Genomic DNA, 19703 nt, shown 5'->3' on the forward strand with positions numbered 1-19703 from the left:
AAACACCTAATTTAATTTGTAGGTTGCTGAACTGCGATCGCCTCCATTACAGAGGACTCCTTAGCATCTTGAGCCTCGGCCCCTTGAGCGGGTAACGCTGGGCAATCATTAGGCGCAAGGCGCAGGTAGCGGATGCATTCTTCGGTCGTCAGTTGTCGTAAGGTGCGATCGCGAGCCAACTTGAGCAGAACCTCCCAAGTGGCAGCCCAAAGACGCACTTTGCCATCGTCACCCAGAGTAGCGATGTATTGACCATCGGGGCTAAAGAAAGCTCGCCGTACCCGATTCGATGCATTACTAGGACTAGAAGGCCGCAATTGCGCTTGTTCGGTGCCTGTTTGAGCATCCCAGAGACGAGCTGTACCATCTGCGCTAGCCGTCACCAGCGATCGCCCATTTGGACTAAACTCAGCATCCAGCACAGGCCCCCGATGACCAGCCAAGACCACCCGCAAACCCCCGGTCGTTGGGTCAAATACTCTAGCGGCACCATCCCAGCTTGCGGTTACCACAAGTTGACTGTCTGGGCTAAAAAAGGCGCTACTCACGACATCCTGATGCGCTAGTAAGCGCACTAGCTTCCCGGATGCCACATCCCAAATCCGAGCGGTTCGATCCCAACTGGCTGTAATCACCTGCTGATTGTTGGGGCTAAAGTGCGCCTGCTCGATTGTGGCATGATGCCCGTGCAAACTCTGTAACGGTTGCCCTGAAGCTACATGCCAAAGCCGTACCGTCAAGTCGTCTCCTATCCCTAGTAGTTTCTGGCCATCCGGGCTAAAACTCAGTTGGCGGATGACAAGCGGCGTAGCGATCGTGGACTTGGTCACCGATTTCGCCTTAACGTCGCGTATATTTTGCAATCGTCGCAACAATTTCGGCTTCTGCTCATCCTGTAGTTGCAAAATCTCCATCGAGCCATCAGTTTTAGCGACTGCTAGCGTTGCACCATCCGGACTCAGGGCAACACCACTGAGATTGCCACTGGATGAGTGACTCAACAGAGCCTCAGCTGACTGTAGATCTACCTCAGTTGTTTGTTGAGTGATTGACACCCCAAACCGCCCACCAGCCTTTGATTGAGAAAAGTTCTCCGTGACTGGGTTCCCAGAGAGATGCCAAGCTTGCAGATTGCCAGCGGCAGTAGCAGTCACCATGCGGCTCAGTAGATTGGAAGCGACCGAGGCGGGACTGGAAGCCGTACTATCCGAGAAAGACGAGGAATTGGCTGAAAAAGCCGCTTTTGTAAAGCGAGAATTTAAGCGTGAAGGCAGGGATAGCAGTACTTCCAACCCCTGTGGGGCTGCTTGAGCCGTCAAAGTGCTGTTTTTGAGCGATCGCGACCCAGTAGGTTGCAAAAATGTAGCCCATTGAATCGGTGCTTTTGCCATAGCCAAGGTTGGGAGTTCACCACCGGGTTGAGTGGCCCACAAGCGCACCACGCTATCATCACTCGCAGTCGCAATATAAGCACCGTCAGGGCTAAACTGAGCCGCCTCGATCGCGCCTTGATGCCCCCGTAACACACTGACTTCGCGTCCGGTATAGACCTCCCATAGATGAGCAGTGTAGGCAGTGCTACGATCGCCGACCTGATTGCGGGTGGTCGTGAGGATGTAATCTCCATCAGGACTAAAGGCAATGGGTTCTGGTCCTGCATAACGAATCATGGTGGGTAAATCTCGGCGGGCGCTCAGTTGCGTCCACAATTGTCCAGAGCGCAGATTCCATAGTCGGACTCGCTGGCCGGGGTCAGCCGTAGCAATCAACTTCTCGTCTGGACTAAAAATCACCTGAATGATCGGAGTCGACTTAGTTTGATGGGGCAATTTAGAGCGGTGATATAGCAGGCGATCGCTTTGACCTGTGGCACCCGAAGTCGGGCTAACCAAAGGCTTTCCTAGCGATGGATTTTCGTGATCTAAGCTTCGTGCAGTTTCACCTGCATGAGAGAAAAGCTGTTGAAGTTGTCCAGTTTGGGCATTCCACAGGCGAGCTTGACCATCATCACAGGCAGTGGCAATCCATTGACCACTGCGACTAAAAGTAGCTTGGTTTACAGCTCCTGGATGCTGTAACACCTTCTGAATCCGCCCAGTTGCAACTTGCCAGATTCGAGCTTTACCATCGGTACTAGCCGTCAAGAGCGATCGCCCATTCAAACTAAACTGGATGCTGTTAATCGGACCTTGATGGCTTGCTTGGGCTTGTAATTGCCCAGTTTTTAGTTGCCAAATTCGCACCGTGTGATCAGCGCTCGCTGCCGCAAACCATTGCCCTTGAGGGCTAAAGGCAATTTGGACTGCCTCTCCCGTAAAGCCCGCTAGCTGAAAAACCGGAGTCCCAGATTCAACAGCCCAAATCTTGACTTGTCGAGTTCCCTTAGCGATCGCTGCTAATTGTTTGCCATCTGGACTAAAAGCGAGCGCTGTAATCGCTGACGGGGGAGAAGCTGGTGCAGCTTCAGTCTGCTTAGCTTGTTTGGAACGAGCAGGAGTTGGGGCATCCCATTGCAGCACTCGTTCGGTGGTTTGAGATTGCAAGGACCAAATGCGAATTGTTCCGTCTGCGCCTGCGGTGGCAAGTCGGTTTTGGCTAGGGCTAAAGGCAACTTGATGCACAGCACCTTGATGACCTCTTAATTCAACCTGCAATTGCAGTTTTTGCAAAGCCGCTCTTAAGCTTGCTTCCGCCTCATAGGTGGGTTTTCCTGCTTCCGCAGCCAAGCGGCTAATCAGCAGTGCCGTAGTCGGATCTCCGCCTGATTCTTGCAAAACAGTTTGGGCGATCGCTGCTCGCTGCCGCGATGTTGCCACCTGGATTTGGTAGTCTTTCTCCGCTTGATTACTCACAGCAGTGCGGTATTGGTTAAATGAAACCGTTAACGCTACCAACAATGCACAGGGAACGGCAATTTGCAGCACCCTGGACTCCTTGTGGGCCTTGCGGCTCTCCTCTTGGCTGACTGCTACATACTGCTGAGCCAAGGCTGAAAGCTCATCTGGATAATTCTGCAAAAAGTCTTCCGCATCAACTAAACGACCGCCTCGAAGGAGATATTCTGCTTCTAGAGGTTGTTCAGCACGTTGCCATTCTCGTGTTGCCTGTTCAATGCGTCGCTGTCGCCGCAGCATTTCGCGGTTTTCGTCGAGCCAGCCCCGTAACAAAGACCAATTACGAATCAACGCCTCGTGAGCCACATCGACCGTCTCGTAATAGAGAGCGGGGAGCAAGCTACCGGGTGATGACCAAGTATTAGCTGAGGTCAAATCCAGATCCAAAGGCAAATTCGTTCTCCCAGTTCCTAAGCCATAGGATGACTTGATAGAACTAGCCAACGTGCTTGAGTTCCAAGTCCAAACCGAACCAGACAAGTCTTGATTCGCTTGGGCAAAGTGTAGGGCATTTGAGATAGGTGGCTGAAGCGTCGTTACGGGTGTGTCAGTTTCATCAGCGCGAGAGCTACTAGCAGGGACTTGATTCGTCACAACCAGCTTGGCAACTACCAACTTCTCTAACACCTTTTCCACTAAAGAAGCTGGAAAGCGGCGACTGACCAATTCTGCTTTCAGAATGCGGCGGCGGGTATCTTCTGTACCTTCTCCCAACTGCGTGAGAGCCAGAAAAATCCGCTGGGCCACTCGCTGCTCCTCCGGAGCCAAACTGTAGAAGATTTCTGTCGCTCGTTTTTGTAAGGTGCCCCGCACGCCTCCTAGTTCGGTGTAGGCGTTCAGGGTCAAGCGAGGCGGCTCTCCGTTCTCGCTTTCCTGCCGCCGCTCCCAAAGCTCTAGCAGCGTATATTGAAGCAGCGGCAACTCCCCCGGCGCGCCTACCACATCCAACAACATGGTGTAAATCAAGTTAGGTTCGCAAACTAGCCCTACTCTCTGGGCTGGACGCACAATCGTAGCCTTGATTTGCTCGTAGGTCAGTGGTGTGACGGTAACTAAATTTTGTTCAATCTTTTGAGCAAGTTGGTTGTAGAGCGAGCATTTGCCAAAAAAGTCGGCCCTTAAGCCGATCACAATGCTAAGGTAATGGCCCGCTTCCTGTAATGCCCCGACTAGACAGTTGAAAAATCGGTAACGTTCTTGTTCGGACTGCTGTCCCTGACAGAGGGTAAAGACTTCCTCAAATTGGTCAATCACCAGCACTAAGCGCGATCCCGCAGTGCTCTGCCCATCTGTGGTCTTTTGACTGGCGATCGCACTTGCTTGAGCTAATTGAGCTAAACCAGAACCACCATCTTTGAGAAATGCTTCAGCACGGCGCAACTGTTCGGCCCGCTCTAGACCTGTCGCTTGCGGATCGATAAATGCGTGAGCCAGACTACGGAGCGGATGATCCCCAGGGGTAATCAGCTTAATTTGCCAGCGATCGCTACCTGAAAACTTATTACCCTTGCGGAGTTCGTAAATTAACCCTGCTCGTAGCAAAGAGGATTTACCACTACCTGATGCCCCCACTACGGCGACAAACTTGCCATGCCGTAGCTTGTCAATCAGTTGATCGGTTAAATCTTCCCGACCAAAGAAATACTCTGCATGAGATTCATCAAAAAATTCCAGTCCTCGGTAGGGGCAGATTGTCTGAGATTTGACACTCAGCACAGTTGAGGGGGACTGGGTGCAACGAGTCAGAATAATTTCGCTACCAGAGTTTTCAAACAGAGGCTGTTGGACTTCTGTTTTTAGCGCACTACTCACCCAATGAGTTAGCGAATAATTGGTAACAACTCCGTTTTCATTGCTTTTAGGATCAAGGCCATTTAGAACAGCCTGTGTAAATACACTGTAGGCACTATCTAATGACTCATAAGCTGTTTCATATTCTCTCGAAGCTGCCATAAACAAGCGATCGGTACCCGCATGGGCACCGGGATCAGCTTCCAGCATATTGAACAGTTCACCACTGTGACAGCAGTCTAACCAAATGATGCGCTGGCGCACGGGGCTTTCTTGAAGCAGTCGCCGCAACCAAAAGAGAGACAAACCGTAGAATCCTACGTCTGGCTGGGAGTCACTTAGAGCTAAGTAACCTTCCTGAATCCCTGCATCTTTTTGTAGTCCATGTCCAGAAAAGTAAAACAGAGCCGTATGAGGGATATTGTTTCCTTTGGGCTTAAAGAGCCGAATCAAGGCTGCTTCTAGCTCTCGCAGGGTTACTTGAGTTTTGAGACCCACTCTGGTCTGTACTGTACCAGCCGCATTATCAGTCGCCACGATCTCTGGTAAGCGGGTAACTCGGAATTCACCATAGGTTTGCAATTGTTGAGCGATCGCCTCAGCATCTCGGGCTGGAGCATTAAGGCTGGGCAAGGATTGATACGCATTAATTCCAACAACTAAGGCATCCCGTGACATGATCTACTATTCCTGGCAACACCTTGATACAAAGGTAAGAAACTGGCTTAACTCCCCCAACTTAATGGGCAGTTTCTTACCGAAATTAAAATATAAACTCGCAGGAAATCTGTAAATTTAATCTCGAGTTTTTAACTACTAGCACAAACTAAAAGCAACTAAAATTCAGTTGATTTTTTTGCAAGCTTGCGCATTGCTGACTGAATAGAGAGAATGAAATGTTGTTTTTCCAACAGAGCTTACAGTTAAAAAAACAACACCACCAACTAGTCAAAACTGAAGAGTTCTCTAGTTAAGATTTCCAGTTTTTCATTCATCTTAAAACTAGCTTGAGACGTTTATTAAATTTCAATACTGTCAAAATATCGGAATATACAGTTCTTGTAAAAGGGGGTGATAACCCCTAGTTCAGACTACTTGAAGTTAAGAAGGAAGCCTGACTCAAAAAAGCTGGCAGCCAAAAATGAGAGAGCACAATCCTCTGAAATACCTAATTTCTTACAGTTTGAATTGCGCCTAGAAAAGATAGGTAGTTTTGGTTATTAGAGTGAAACTACGGAGGCAAACTGGTGGCTTCGTGGAGAGAAAAACCCCACCCAAAAACGGCTCCCGTAGAAATACTGAAAATAGAAACTGTAGCGATCGCAGTCTATCAAGCTGAGACCAGAGAGTTTTTCCTGCGTAGTCTTTAGTCAAGGATCTGAATCACACAGAATGTGAATTGAAATCACAAAGTTAAAGTTAAAACCGTTATCAATTGAATAAGATGTCTGTCAGTTCTTTTACAAAACTTAAATTTTTTCTGATGTTCGTTGGTGCTATTTCGGATAACTACGCCTTTCGTTACCATTCAGCGGCTAAAACTAATGTCATCTAAAGTCAGGTGACTGCCGAATGTAGAGAAAACAACCCGATAAATATTACTAGCAGTCAAAAATAGTTCAGCGTTTGCCGGAAGACTAGAGTTAGAATTCGCTAAATTACCTTCTGTTAGTTCCGCCACAGCAATCAGTTGATCATTGTGGTCGTAGGCTGACAAGACCGTGCAGCGAGGACTCGTGACAAACCCACTTACAGAAGATACCGGATGGAGAAATTTAGCTTCTATCAGACCAGTCTTGGGCGCTCCCATTAAAACAGTGGTGCCAGAGCGGGGAGGAAAGGCGGGATTGGAAGGCCATAGGGCGATCGCGTTGTCAAAAATCACTCCCTGATGCTGAAATTGGTGGTTGACCACTTCAAAGCAAGCTAAATTTTCCAAATCAAGCTGTACCTGCCAGGGGCGAGCCACTACCAAACTTGATTCGGACCAAGGCTGAATCGGCAGAGACGCTGCCACGGGGGGGCGATCCAGCAACTCCGGCACCAAGGGCATCGCCTCTAGATCAGAATTAAACCGTTGGTAATTTCTACCAGAACTACTTTTTTCAGTTCGAAGACTCAATGATTCTGCCATAACACCTCTGGGCTTGCCTGATGTATCGGACGATGCGATGCATGCTACACAAGTCAAAACAAGACCTGCCTCAAGCTGCCACTCCGATTAAGAGCGAGAAGACGAAGTTCACGGGACGATAGCAGATGCACTGGTATCAAGTTCCCAAAAAATACTTATTTCGACTTCACTCGACTGGGTAAACCTTGAGAGATATTTAGGAGCCCTGTGTAAGGTTTTCGGGAAATCCACCCCTAAAGCAGCTCTTAGCCTACTCAAGTTCCAGTGATATTAGGATGGCTCAGCTTACATTTACAGTTTCTGGTAGCTGGACCCCAACTCGAATTCTTACAATGCACCCCGTTTGGTTTTTGCGTTCAGACCAATCAACTTATTCAGTCTTCTGAAAACGCCACACCCTGATCTGAAACTTAGAAGCACCCTTATTAAGAAATGTAACGCAACCTTCTCAGAAAAGCGAGAAATTCAAGGAGTAAAGGATGTTTACGTCTTTTAATTTCTCTCATCTTTAACCAATCTGCTGTTTCCCAAAGTACGTTTCTACTATTTCGCTGGTTCGTAGCAGTCTGAGCCGAGATTTGCTCAAATATAAACAAACTTTGTCGGCACTTGACAAAATCTTCATATTTACATCATCTCTAAGACGAGGTTAATTGAGTTATGTTTCTACCTCCTGGCTTTCGCCAACAATCCATTCTGACCAAGCTAGGCCGTATGGTTTACTACACTGCGGCAGCAAAACCTTGGGTCACTGCCGCGGCAGAACTATCTAGCGATCGCGACACCTTAGTATTCCTGCATGGTTTCGGCGGTGGTTCTTCCGCCTATGAGTGGTCCAAAGTCTATCCAGCCTTTGCCAGCGACTACCAAATTTTGGCTCCAGACCTGATTGGCTGGGGTCGTTCAGAGCATCCAGCCCGAAACTACCGAATTGAGGACTATCTCAGCACCATCACTGAGTTTTTGGAGCAAACTTGTTCTGGCCCTACGACTGTCATTGCTTCGTCACTCACGGCAGCTTTTACGATTCGGGTAGCGATCGCTCGCCCAGAACTATTCAAGTCGCTGATTCTAACAACCCCTGCGGGGCTTTCCGATTTTGGCGAAGACTATACCCGCAGCTTTTTTGCCCAACTGGTCACCACTCCCATCATCGATCGCTTAATTTACAACGCTGGAGTTGCTACTAGTGGGGGGATTCGCAGCTTTCTGGAGCAACGCCAATTTGCTCGCCCAGAGCGAGTTTACCCAGAAATTGTCGCAGCCTACTTAGAATCCGCAGGCCAAGCGAACGCTGAATATGCAGCACTGGCTTTCGTGCGCGGCGACTTATGTTTCGATCTATCCCAATACATCACCCAACTGACTGTGCCCACCGCAATTATTTGGGGTCGCCAGTCACAATTTACCGGACCAGAAATTGGTCGGCGCTTAGCAGACTTGAATCCTCAAGCCATTCGGGTGTTCCAGCAGTTAGATGAGGTGGGATTAACGCCACAACTAGAGCTACCCGCCGTTACGGTGGGGTTAATTCGGCAATTTCTTCAGAATCCTGACCTTAAATAGCTACTTGTCATTCAGTCTGATGTCAACCACACTGGCATTGAAGTCGTACAAAGTACCTTGTAGCTGCACAACACTGCCAATCTTGATCTTGCTATTTCCCAAAACAGGACCATCCTTGTTAACTTGGGCTCTACCACCAACCGTAATCAGCAAATCGGTGCTGTAAGACAGCTCTGAGCGAGGGTCCGGGATCACTTTAACAGAGCCGTCCGGTTGGGTAATCAGAACATTGCGAGGTAGCACTTGAACCGACTTGAGATCCACCTCACCGTATGGCTGATTGCGGATCACAAGGCTGGTCTTCTTGGCACTTTGAAAGTCTTGGATAAATCTTTGGGGATTGCTGACACTCAAGCCCTTGGCAATTAAGTCAACCTCGATTGGTTTGGTTGCGTTGTTGATCTGAGCCACCGTTCCTGTCCCAGGTACCAAAAAGACGCCAATGATCACCAGCAAGATCACGAGGGCGGCTCCCACGTCGAGAATGCTAACTTTGCCGAATAGACGACCTTGAGAGTCCAAAATAGCCATACAAGCTTACCTTGCTGATATCTTAAGAAACGAATAAAAGAAATGATTGGGAATTGGCTCTGACAATCCCTCAGAAAGCTGCCGCAACTCTGGTCAGATTACCATAACTTGCACGCCAAAGATTTAGACGGCTGGCAGTGTTAAGTGCACTGGGCAAGGTGCAATTTTTAGGGAACAACGGGCAACTGTTTCAACCGTTCCCTGTAACTCTCGCAATGAAATTTGTTGCTTTCGCTGTGGCAACTTTGAGTCTGGGCTGTACGTCTAGAATCATCTATGAGGACAGATGAGGTTCTAGCACTTACAAACCTCTCAGACTAGGTCCGCCACTTCTAGTTCCCTTAAAGTTCAGCTTTTTTGCGTTCTCCTCGCACATCAGTGATCATGCTTAACCGCTTTTCTACTTTGTCTCGCCGTTCCGTCCGCCGTTGGCTCTATCCTTTTATCTCTTTGGCGATCGCCATTGGACTGGTAGTAGGGTCTCCCAGCCCTAGCCCAGCTTTACCTTGGGCTGATTTGATCTTCCGGGGAGTACAAATTATTCAACTCTCGAAAGTATCTGATCGCGAAGAAGTAGCGATCGGTCGTCAAATCAATCAGCAACTTATAAACAGTGAGTTTCGGCTATACCGTAACCGCTCCATCAATGAGTATGTTGATCAAATTGGTCAGCAACTGGCGGCTAAAAGCGATCGCCCCCGGATCCCCTATACATTTCAAGTGGTAGAAGATAACCGCGTCAACGCCTTTGCCACAGCAGGTGGTTACGTCTATGTCACCACAGGTTTGATGAAAATTGCCGATAATGAAGCCCAGCTGGCGAGCGTCTTAGGTCATGAAACGGGTCATGTGGAAGGCCGTCATCTCTTACAGCAAATGCGCCAAACAGCGATCGCCCGTGGTGTGGCTACAGCAGCAGGGCTCGATCGCAGTACCTTAGCGGGGATCGGTGTAGAACTGGCCCTCAGACGCCCCAATAGTCGCCAGGATGAATTTGAGGCTGACGAAAGAGGTCTACGAATTTTAAGCAGGGCAGGTTATGCTCCATCAGCAATGGTTGCTTTTATGGAGAAGCTGCTTAAAGGCAGCTCACTTCCTACATTCCTGAGCACTCACCCTAACACCAAAGACCGCATCGAGGCGCTCAAGCGCAGTATCAACTCCACCAGCACTAGTAGTAGCAATACTAACCCTGGAAATGGCTTAGATAGTGCGGCATACAAAGCCAAGATTCAGCCTTTGCTAAGTCGTTCTTGAATTTGTCTCCCCTTCCCTGCTAGGGAAGGGGCTAGGGTTGCGTCTCAACGCAATGCCTAAGAACGAAGCATTTGGTGGCGAGCAATAATTTGGGAAGGCTCCACTTGGGCGATCGCTTCATCTAAAGGTAAGGTTCGGACTTCTTGGTGCCAAACATTGACCTGATAAACCCGACGATTGGTAATATCTACTCCGGTAAGCCAGCCGCTCTTTTGGTGATAGGCTCCCGTATCAATATCCAGCCATCCCTTGCCTTGAGCCACTTCCCCAGGAGACACCCCTGGCAACGTGAAAGTGATCGTATGTCCCGTCACAATCAATTTGTTTGGGAAATAAGGCTTGGCAATGCTGTGAAATTCTTCTCGAATCCAGCAAAATTCATGAGAGCTTTGGTCTTCAATGGGCATCTCTGGATGCACACCTGCATGCACCAACCAAACATCTCCCAAGTCCATATACATCGGCAGCGTCTTAATCCATTCCAAGTGCTCGGCCAGCAAGTCCATATTCTTATAGCTGGCTACCGTCGCTTGGCCCCCGCTATACAGCCAAGCTTGCAAGCCTGGGCCAAAGGCTCGGCCCTTGGGAAAGGCATCAATCATCAGTTGCTCATGATTTCCAAGCAAGCAGTGGAAGTTACTTTTCTGAACAAAGTCAACGACTTGGGCACTGCGAGGGCCTCGGTCAATTAGGTCGCCCAGAAAATAAACTTGGTCGTCCCCATCAGGAGCGATCGCCTCCAGCAAAATCATCAAGCCATCATAATGACCATGCACATCCCCGATGAAAATGCGACGGCGGGTAGATTCGCTCATCCGGTCCTCTCATGCAAAAACTTGAGCAAGGCTTCAGAGCTAGCCTAAATAGCTGCAATTTGCAATAAATTGAGATTGCAAAAGAGGAGCTATGGGAAGCACTGAACTCTTCTTATAGTATGCCCTGACTCACCTTGGCGATCGCACCGTAATTGTATCCAATGGTACCTCTCCTAAAGCCAGCGTTACTGGGTTAAGGCTCTGAGAAAACGCTGAAGTTCTGTCATAAAGCCTGTTTTAGGAGCTGGGGTAGGATCTTCAGGATTTCCAGTAGATTGGGCTAAAATTCGGTCGATTTCGTCGCCAGCGGGCTTGGTGTCAACTTCGGCAATTAGTTTGTAGTCGTCCTCTAATTCTAGCCAAACCTGCCAAGGGCCGGGATAGCAACGCAGCAAGGCTCCATTTTCCAAAGGGCGGAGATAATAACAAACCTCGAAAGTGCTAAGGAACCGAGTGCGTAGCTGCCGCCCCGCATAGCCTAAGCCAACGGTGGCAATGTCTTCCAGAACCGGATTTAAGAGAACAAAGGGGCGTTCTCTGGCTTCATCAGCCATTTTTTGCACCTCAGCCACTTCTACAGAAGTTGGGGCGACCATGAGAAAGGCTTGGTCTTCTGGTAGCATCTTGCCCTTCAGTTCACCAATCCCTCGAATCTCAAAAGGCTTCTCCCCCCAGTCCCGCCGTGCCAGAGCCGCCGCACCAGCATCGGGGAAAAAAACTTTGAAGTTGGCTCCCAAATCTTCAAAAATACTCAAAAACTGCTCGGCGATCGGCATAGGTTTGAGTTCAGGGAAATTGAGTTCTACCTGTATCCGGCAAACACCAGCGTCTAGCGCTGCCTGGGTTGCAGTTTTGGCTTGCTCGATCGCGTCTTCAAGGTTTTTGGGAAGTTCAGCCATTGTTCAGTCAGGTTCTTGAGGGCTTATGGGTGCCGAGGAAGATCACTAGCCTGCTAGGAGCGGCTCCCTACTAATTGTACGGGCATGAGTCGCTCTAGAACCTGCTGGAACACGGTGGCTGTCCAATCAATATCTGCGACTGTAGTATCTCGGCCTAACGTGAACCGGATGCCGCCTTTCGCCAAGCGATCGCTATATCCCATTGCCAGCAAAATCGGACTGGGAGTTGTTTTGCCACTATGACAGGCAGAACCTGCACTAATCGCAATCCCCGCCAGATTCATTTGGCGCACCAAGGTTTTGCCATTTAGGGTTTCGCTATCGGTAGCCTGAAGACAAACGCTGACATGGTGCGGTAAGCGATTCCAGCGATCGCCCGTGACAGTTACGCCTGGAATCGCTAGTAATTGATCAAACAAGCGATCGCGCAGCCGAATTAAGCGGGGCGTTTCGGTGGCTAGTTCCGCGATCGCCAGTTCTGCCGCTATGCCAAACCCTGCGATCGCAGGTACGGCCTGAGTCCCAGAACGCAGCTTAAACTCTTGCCCACCACCACCGATCAGGGGCACCAACTCCACCCCAGGTCGCACATACAAAGCCCCAGATCCTTGCGGTCCATACAGCTTGTGGCTGGACAACGAGAGCAAATCTACCGGAAGCTGCTGCACATCTAGCTGCAAACGGCCTGCGACCTGCACGGCATCAGTATGAAACAATGCACCATGATTATGAGCAATTTCACTGAGCACCTGGATGGGCTGCAAGGTACCAATTTCGCTCTGCCCGTGGATCACTGAAACTAAAACCGTATTACTTTGCAAGGCATGGCGTAAATCCTGAGGATTCACCCGCCCCTGAGCATCCACAGGTAAGCGAGTTACTTCCCATCCCCACTGCTCCAGCAAACGCACAGGCTCGGCGATCGCCGAGTGCTCCACGCTAGAAATAATCACATGTTGGGGCGTGGTATACTGCCGCGCCACTCCCAGAATCGCCAAATTATCAGATTCGGTGCCGCCCGACGTAAACACGATCGCCTCAGAGGGAGCATTGAGCAAGCTAGCCACCTGAATGCGAGCCCGTTCTACCAACGTTGCGGCCCGACTGCCCCACTCATGCAAGCTGGAAGGATTGCCCCACTGCGCCGTCAAAGCCTGCTGCATGGCAGCGATCGCTTCGGCACGAGGGGGAGTTGTCGCACTGTAATCCAGATAGATTTGCATGAGTAGTCGCGTTCTAAAGCTTTAAATCAAGGCATTGCTTTCTTCCAGCATACCTTTCAATCCCAAGCGTACCGATTCAGTCAAGATGTCCCGCCTTTGGTTTAGGATTGGGAGCCCTTTGAAGCAATTAATTGTATCCCTAACGACAGAAAGAATTAAAGTTAGCTGCCCCTTGGGGTAGAACGAACCAGCGTATCTAATTCGCTTTTAGGCTGAGGAACTTCCAACTATTGCTGCATAGGATGATCGCAAGTCTCAGTATGAAAACGGAGCTTATTAAGCAAATGGCACCAGAACAACAGCAAGAGCAAAACCTACCTCAAGAAGCTCAGCAACTCCCCGAATCAGCCCAAAAGATCTTCCAAGCTGCAATGCGAAGTGCTCAGTCTGATGGTCTGTCTCAAGAGGGAGCGATGAACGTCGCTTGGACCACAGTCAAGCATGATTACATTCAAGGCAGCGACGGTAAGTGGCAGCGCAAGCCAGAAGACGACCACCGATACAAGTCAACGGTCGTCAGCGGCAACTAAAAGTGTGGCTCTGGAGTGACTACAAGACGCACAGCTAAATTCATTTCAGCATCCGAGATTACCTTTAACCCCTCACAGAACGTGCTAGGGGTTATTTTTGATTCTTGTCTGAGACTAAGACGATTGATTTCGAGACATTACCACTCAAGTTGCAGGTGGAGCCGAGATAATGGAAACCAACGCGATCCTAGAAATCCGTGTACAGAATTTGCTCCTGAAACTGGAAGACATGGAGCGGAGGCAAGACTCTACCGTTAAAGCCATTTTTCAGCTTTATGAAGCAGTGCGCTGGCTGAACGCAGGCAATCACGAACGAGTCGCTAGTGAGCTGGAAGACGCCATTAGGACGTTACAGGAAGCTGCGAAGAAACCTCATTAGCGGCTAATGGTAATGATGCTATGGGCTAGGGCAACCTCTAGACATGCATCCCTCATTGCCGTCAGGAGCGCTATTTTGCTTTTTCCGGTTTCCTTGCGATCGCGTTTTTACCTCAGTCTACTGCTAATTTTAAGCCTAACTGCTTGCCAACAAGTGCAGTCTCAGCCACAGCAATCTGCACCTGCACCCCTGCCCCAAGATCCGTTAGTTCAGGCTTACTTCAATCACGAACCTGCTGCCAAATACACCGAGCCTTACCGCCAGCAAACTCGCCCTGGCGATAACCTAGAGCAGCAAATTATTGACGCGATCGCCTCAGCGCAATCTACCGTAGATGTTGCCGTTCAAGAGCTGCGGTTACCCAAGATTGCCCAAGCCTTGATCGATCGCCAAAAAGCAGGCGTAAAGGTAAGGGTGATTCTAGAAAACACCTATAGCCAACCTTGGAGCGCGATCACCGAAGCTGAACTAGAGAAGCTGCCCGAACGAGAGCGCAGCCGCTATGAGGAATACCAAAAGCTCGCAGACCAAGACCAGGACGGCAAACTTACCCCAGAGGAAATCAACCAAGGCGACACTTTAGTCATGTTGCGGCAAGCGCAGGTGCCTTGGATTGATGACACCGCCAACGGCTCTGCTGGCAGTGACTTGATGCACCATAAATTTGTCGTAGTGGATGGACAACGCCTAATCATCACTTCGGCCAATTTCACAACTAGTGATATTCATGGCGATTTCTCTCGCCCTGCCAGTCAAGGCAACGCCAACAACATGTTGCGGATTCCCAGCGCCGAATTAGCTAGCTTATTCACCCAAGAATTCAACACTATGTGGGGAGATGGCCCTGGAGGTAAGCCCGATAGCAAGTTTGGCCTACAAAAGCCCTATCGTTCTCCCCAAACAGTTGTGCTTGGCAGCACATCAGTTACAGTGCAGTTCTCGCCTACCAGTCCCTCCCGTCCCTGGAGTCAAAGTGGGAGCGGGCTAATTGGCAAAACCTTGGGTGCAGCTCAGCGATCGGTGAATCTGGCTTTGTTTGTGTTTTCCGAGCAGCGTTTAGCGAATGTCTTAGAAACTAATCATGAACGAGGTGTACAGGTACAGGCTGTCATCGATCCTAGTTTTGCCTACCGTTCCTATAGCGAAGCCTTAGACATGCTGGGCGTTGAACTCAAAGACAAGTGCCGAACCGAACCCAACAACCATCCCTGGCAAAACCCTATTAGTACAGTGGGGGCACCACGCCTGCCACCTGGAGATTTATTGCACAACAAGTTTGGCGTTGTTGATCAAGCCACTGTGATTATGGGGTCTCACAACTGGACTGATGCTGCCAATACAGGCAATGATGAAACATTAGTTGTGGTTGAAAGCCCAATGGTTGCCGCTCACTACGAGCGAGAATTTGAGCGGCTATACACCAATGCCATCTTGGGGGTGCCTCCAGCAGTACAACGCAAGATGACTGCCCAAGCGAAACAGTGCCAGTCAGGTCAGGCCCAGTCTAAGCCAACCTCAAAGGTCAAAAGCCAGCGATCGCCTGCTCCATCAACCCCTAGAATCTCGCAGCCTCAGACCGCACCCAACTCAGTGGTGAACCTCAATACTGCTAGTCTGCAAGACCTAGAAACCTTACCTGGTGTCGGTCCTGCTCTGGCCCAGCGCATTATTCAAGCTCGTCAGCAAAAACCTTTTACTTCGCTTACCGATCTCGATCGCGTGTCTGGGGTTGGCCCCAAACTCCTCGATCGCTTAGAGCCTTACGTCACTTGGTAAAGTTAGCCACCCGTTTTCGGGGCGCATCCACTCGCAACTCCATTTCTGCATGACTCACTGTGAGCCAAGGTTGCCCGAAATAAATCTGGGCCAGTGGGCTATTTGCAGGGACTTCCAAATGGCCTTTGACCACACCCAAGCGTGTGTCTAAATGGGCTGCAAAAGAGAGTAAAGCTGAGTCCAACAGGCTAAAACTAGTAGCCGAAAAAGGTTGCCGCCAGAGAGAGAAAGGTGGTTCATAACGTAATGAGCAAAGCAGGCGATCGCCTTGGCGTACCGTGACTTGCTTTGTCTCACCCGCCTCCCAAGTAAACTCTGCCAGTTCTTTAGGCAATCCCCAAATTTCTCGCCCACCTGCAACCGAATCCGGATGATCGACATAAATATGGGTCACCCAGCCGCCAATATTGCCAGCCTGACGGATCAGCGTCGCCACAATCAATTCGTTGTACTCCAAGACTGACCCCGCCTGGTAAGCACTGAGATACACACTGGCGACTGCTTTGCCAGGCCACGGCTCCAGCACTTCTAAACCCGACGGCAGCAGCGATCGCACAGAAGCACTATCTACTAAATGTAATGTCTGCAAAGCGTGGCCTCGCAGTGTCCAAGGCGCAGAGGGATAAGGCACAGCGTTATTCTCCTGAGGTGAATAGGGGCAAACCAATCACACTGTAAAAACTCCCGTGGGCAAATCACTCTCTCTCGCGTCAGACTTACTTGAGAGGCTGGGCTTGCTATCCTGTAGAAAGTTGCTCTGCTAGAATCGTCTGCGCTCCCAGCTATGACCCAACAACCAACCCGTATTTGTATTCTCGGTGGCGGCTTTGGGGGGCTTTACACCGCCCTCAAGCTCAGTCAGTTGCCTTGGACGAAGCTGGAAAAGCCTGAAATTGTTCTGGTAGACCAGCGCGATCGCTTCTTGTTTTCCCCCCTCCTCTACGAACTCGTGACGGGGGAACTACAAACCTGGGAAATTGCCCCCCCCTTTACCGAGCTGCTCGCGAACACAGACATTCGCTTCTGCCAAAACGCGATCGCTGAGATCGATACACAAGCGCAGCAGGTGCAACTACAAGACGGCCCAACCCTTAGCTACGACTATCTAGTTGTAGCCTTAGGGGGTGAAACTCCCTTGGATCTAGTACCTGGTGCCGGTGAGTATGCCTTGCCATTTCGCGCCCTCGCAGATGCTTACACACTCGAAGAAAGATTACGCCTCTTAGAAGCCTCAGAAGCCGATAGGATTCGGATCGCGATCGTGGGGGCAGGCTATAGCGGCGTGGAATTGGCTTGCAAACTCGCTGATCGTTTAGGCGATCGCGGTCGGTTGCGCCTCGTAGAACAAGCCGATCAAATTCTCCGAACTTCGCCAGAGTTCAACCGAGAAGCTGCTCAGAAAGCTTTGGAAGAACGAGGCGTTTGGTTAGATTTAGATACCAAAGTCGAGTCATTGGGACCAGAAACAATTTCGCTGGAGTACAAAGGGCAAGTTGATACCCTTCCCGTCGAGTTGGTGTTGTGGACGGTTGGCACTCGCATTAATCCTGTCGTGCGATCTCTATCTCTGAAGCAAAATCAGCGGGGCCAGCTTGTCACAACTCCGACGCTGCAAGTGGTTGATCATGCCAACATTTTTGCTCTGGGTGATTTAGCCGATTGCCGGGATGCCGAGGGCAAGCAAGTTCCTGCCACGGCTCAAGCTGCTTTTCAGCAAGCTGATTATACTAGTTGGAATCTTTGGGCCTCGATTACCGGACGACCACTTCTACCCTTCCGGTACCAGCAGTTGGGCGAAGTGATGACCCTAGGAACTGACAACGCCACCTTCACCGGCATGGGCCTTAAACTAGAAGGAAGTTTCGCTCATCTAGCTCGTCGCTTAGCTTACCTCTACCGTTTACCCACCCTAGAGCACCAGTTGAAAGTGGGTATGAACTGGATCGCGAGTCCAATTTTGGAGTGGTTAACCCCATCCTCATAGGTAGTTCAACCCAAGGTGCCTGTTATTGCGAGATCGCACGGATAGCAAATTGTCCTATAGCTTGGGAACATTAGGACTAGTATCAGGCGTGCTCCCTGGCCAATATCAGAATCAGGAATTGTTTCCCTGACCCACACAGGGTCTTTTGCTGAAGCGCCCCAGCTGAATTTAATGGCTAACGGTATCGAGAGGTAGACGAATATGAATGCTGCTGAGCTTCTGAGGCGTTATGCGGCAGGGGAACGGGATTTTAGCAAAACCGACCTGTGGGGTATTAATTTAAGCAAAGCCAGCCTTAGCGGCATTAACTTCAGCAAATCAGATTTGAGTGGGGCGAATTTGCAAGGGCTTAACCTGACCCAATCCGATCTGAGCGGGGCGAATTTAGATGAGGTTGACTTAAGCGGTGCCAACCTGCAAGGAATTAATTTAAGTCGCGCTAACCTCAGTAGCGCTAATCTCCGCTGGGCCTTACTCAATCGGGCTAACCTGAGCGGCTGCAACTTGAGCAAGGCAATTTTGAGTAAAGCCAACTTAAATGGTGTCAACTTGAATGGGGCCAATCTCAATGAGGCGAATCTTTGGGGGGCCAACTTGTGTGAAGCACTCTTGCAGGAAATTGACCTCAGCGGTGCCAACCTCAGAGGTGCCTATCTTTGTGGTGCTACCGTCAGTGGTGATTTGAGTTGCGCAAACTTGAGTGGCGCTAACTTAAACGGAGCAGTGCTGTCGGGTGCTAACTTAGCAGATGCAATTTTAAGCGAAGCCATCTTGAGCAGTGCTAACCTGTGGGGAGCGAATTTGAGAGGAGCTAAGCTGCGGGGTGCAGACTTGGGCAGGGCTGATTTAGGACATGCGGATCTAACTGAGGTGAATCTCAGCAAAGCCGATCTTGCCATGGCCAAGCTGATCAAAACCAATTTGACGGGAGCAGTGCTCAGTGGCGCTAACCTACGTGGCACGAACCTCAGTGAAACAGATTTGAGTACCGCTAACCTGATGGGTACAGATTTACGGGGCGCGATCATGCCCAACAACACCATTCATAGTTGATGAATGTAAAACCAATGCGTTAAGGTCGTCAGCAGCGTATTGGTTACTAACACCCTAATTTGCCTGTGATGGAGCGACCTAGAGTAATTTTTTTGGATGCCGTGGGGACTTTATTTGGCATCCAGGGGAGTGTTGGGGCTATTTACAGCCAACTCGCCCGGCAATTTGGTGTAGAAGTATCTGAGGCTGATTTGAATCTCGCCTTTGGTCAGAGTTTTCGGCGGAGTGAGCCAGCGGCTTTTCCGAGTGCTGAGCCGAGTGAAATTCCAGTTCTAGAGTTTGAATGGTGGCAGGCGATCGCCCAAGAAACCTTTGCCCAAGCTGGCGTTCTGCAACAATTCTCAGATTTTGCCACCTTTTTTAAGGAGCTTTATGCCTACTTTGAGACGCCCAACCCGTGGTATGTGTATCCAGAAGTGCCGCTGGTTCTAGAAGAATGGCGATCGCAAGGGATTGAGTTGGGGATACTGTCTAATTTTGACTCTCGGTTGTATTCTGTATTAGATGCGCTCGATCTAGCAAAATTTTTTACCTCGATTACCATCTCTACGGAGGTGGGTGCTGCTAAACCTACCCCCGCTATTTTTGCGGCGGGTTTGGAAAAACATCACTGTAAAGCGATCGCCGCTTGGCATATTGGCGACAGTTATCAAGAAGACTATGAAGCAGCGCAAGCCGTTGGACTACAAGGCATATGGTTAAACCGTAACGACAAATCAGTCCCGATTCGTAGTTACCCCTCCCCTTCACCTACCATGCTTACGCCTGACCCCCAACCACGAGCGATTCGCAACCTAAGTGAATTAAGCGAATTGATCACTCGGTAACTCAACTTCCTACTTTTTCTGTGGCCTGTCTCTGATACTACTGA

The 19703-nt window shown here is 49.9% G+C and carries 16 protein-coding genes; 9 read left to right on the plus strand and 7 right to left on the minus strand.

From position 1 onward, the window contains the following. Positions 1–11 precede the first annotated feature (11 nt). Positions 12–5363: a caspase family protein gene (locus H6F90_RS23185; protein ID WP_190554495.1), complete on the minus strand. Its 5352-nt coding sequence runs from the start codon at positions 5361–5363 to the stop codon at positions 12–14. A 569-nt stretch (positions 5364–5932) separates the two neighbouring features. Between H6F90_RS23185 and H6F90_RS31225 the strand changes: the two genes are divergently transcribed. After that, positions 5933–6055, plus strand: coding sequence for a hypothetical protein (locus H6F90_RS31225; protein WP_255525049.1), 123 nt, complete (start codon positions 5933–5935; stop codon positions 6053–6055). A 158-nt stretch (positions 6056–6213) separates the two neighbouring features. Here H6F90_RS31225 and H6F90_RS23190 read toward each other — a convergent pair whose 3' ends face one another. Continuing rightward, positions 6214–6819 carry a hypothetical protein gene (locus H6F90_RS23190; RefSeq protein WP_190554496.1) on the minus strand — a complete coding sequence of 202 codons (606 nt, stop codon included), beginning with the start codon at positions 6817–6819 and terminating at the stop codon, positions 6214–6216. A gap of 660 nt (positions 6820–7479) precedes the next feature. Here H6F90_RS23190 and H6F90_RS23195 point away from each other — a divergent pair. Then, positions 7480–8385: an alpha/beta fold hydrolase gene (locus tag H6F90_RS23195; RefSeq protein WP_190554497.1), complete on the plus strand. Its 906-nt coding sequence runs from the start codon at positions 7480–7482 to the stop codon at positions 8383–8385. On the opposite strand, the gene H6F90_RS23200 is transcribed toward H6F90_RS23195, so the two are convergent. Further along, positions 8386–8916, minus strand: a complete 531-nt coding sequence (locus tag H6F90_RS23200) for a DUF4330 domain-containing protein (RefSeq protein WP_190431853.1) — start codon at positions 8914–8916, stop codon at positions 8386–8388. A gap of 384 nt (positions 8917–9300) precedes the next feature. Here H6F90_RS23200 and H6F90_RS23205 point away from each other — a divergent pair, with 384 nt between their 5' ends. After that, a complete protein-coding gene (locus tag H6F90_RS23205; protein WP_190554498.1) occupies positions 9301–10173 on the plus strand; it encodes a M48 family metallopeptidase in 873 nt (290 codons plus the stop codon). Between the two features lie 56 nt (positions 10174–10229). Here the strand turns inward: H6F90_RS23205 and H6F90_RS23210 are convergent, their stop codons facing one another. The 3 genes from H6F90_RS23210 to H6F90_RS23220 form a co-directional block, all read right to left on the minus strand. Beyond that, positions 10230–10988, minus strand: a complete 759-nt coding sequence (locus H6F90_RS23210; RefSeq protein ID WP_190431849.1) for a metallophosphoesterase family protein — start codon at positions 10986–10988, stop codon at positions 10230–10232. A 185-nt stretch (positions 10989–11173) separates the two neighbouring features. Then, on the minus strand, positions 11174–11887 hold the full coding sequence (locus H6F90_RS23215) for a DUF1995 family protein (RefSeq protein ID WP_190554499.1): 714 nt from the start codon (positions 11885–11887) through the stop codon (positions 11174–11176). Between the two features lie 53 nt (positions 11888–11940). Further along, positions 11941–13110, minus strand: a complete 1170-nt coding sequence (locus tag H6F90_RS23220; RefSeq protein ID WP_190554500.1) for a cysteine desulfurase family protein — start codon at positions 13108–13110, stop codon at positions 11941–11943. A gap of 260 nt (positions 13111–13370) precedes the next feature. On the opposite strand from H6F90_RS23220, the gene H6F90_RS23225 reads away from it, so the two are divergent. The 3 genes from H6F90_RS23225 (at position 13371) to H6F90_RS23235 (ending at position 15795) form a co-directional block, all read left to right on the plus strand. After that, complete coding sequence (locus H6F90_RS23225) at positions 13371–13640, plus strand: ChaB family protein (protein WP_242024599.1); 270 nt, start codon at positions 13371–13373, stop codon at positions 13638–13640. 169 nt (positions 13641–13809) lie between these two features. Next, positions 13810–14019: a hypothetical protein gene (locus H6F90_RS23230; RefSeq protein WP_190554501.1), complete on the plus strand. Its 210-nt coding sequence runs from the start codon at positions 13810–13812 to the stop codon at positions 14017–14019. A gap of 75 nt (positions 14020–14094) precedes the next feature. Further along, on the plus strand, positions 14095–15795 hold the full coding sequence (locus H6F90_RS23235) for a phospholipase D-like domain-containing protein (protein WP_242024600.1): 1701 nt from the start codon (positions 14095–14097) through the stop codon (positions 15793–15795). Here H6F90_RS23235 and H6F90_RS23240 read toward each other — a convergent pair. Beyond that, on the minus strand, positions 15785–16462 hold the full coding sequence (locus tag H6F90_RS23240; RefSeq protein WP_199296118.1) for an acetoacetate decarboxylase family protein: 678 nt from the start codon (positions 16460–16462) through the stop codon (positions 15785–15787). The genes H6F90_RS23235 and H6F90_RS23240 overlap by 11 nt on opposite strands. A gap of 117 nt (positions 16463–16579) precedes the next feature. On the opposite strand from H6F90_RS23240, the gene H6F90_RS23245 reads away from it, so the two are divergent. The 3 genes from H6F90_RS23245 to H6F90_RS23255 all read left to right on the plus strand — a co-directional run bounded on the left by H6F90_RS23245 (position 16580) and on the right by H6F90_RS23255 (position 19659). Continuing rightward, on the plus strand, positions 16580–17779 hold the full coding sequence (locus tag H6F90_RS23245) for an NAD(P)/FAD-dependent oxidoreductase (protein ID WP_190554503.1): 1200 nt from the start codon (positions 16580–16582) through the stop codon (positions 17777–17779). Between the two features lie 201 nt (positions 17780–17980). Then, complete coding sequence (locus H6F90_RS23250) at positions 17981–18832, plus strand: pentapeptide repeat-containing protein (RefSeq protein ID WP_190431838.1); 852 nt, start codon at positions 17981–17983, stop codon at positions 18830–18832. Between the two features lie 68 nt (positions 18833–18900). Next, positions 18901–19659 carry an HAD-IA family hydrolase gene (locus H6F90_RS23255; RefSeq protein WP_190554504.1) on the plus strand — a complete coding sequence of 253 codons (759 nt, stop codon included), beginning with the start codon at positions 18901–18903 and terminating at the stop codon, positions 19657–19659. Positions 19660–19703: the final 44 nt, after the last annotated feature.

The organism is Trichocoleus sp. FACHB-591, from assembly GCF_014695845.1.
GTDB lineage: Bacteria > Cyanobacteriota > Cyanobacteriia > FACHB-46 > FACHB-46 > Trichocoleus.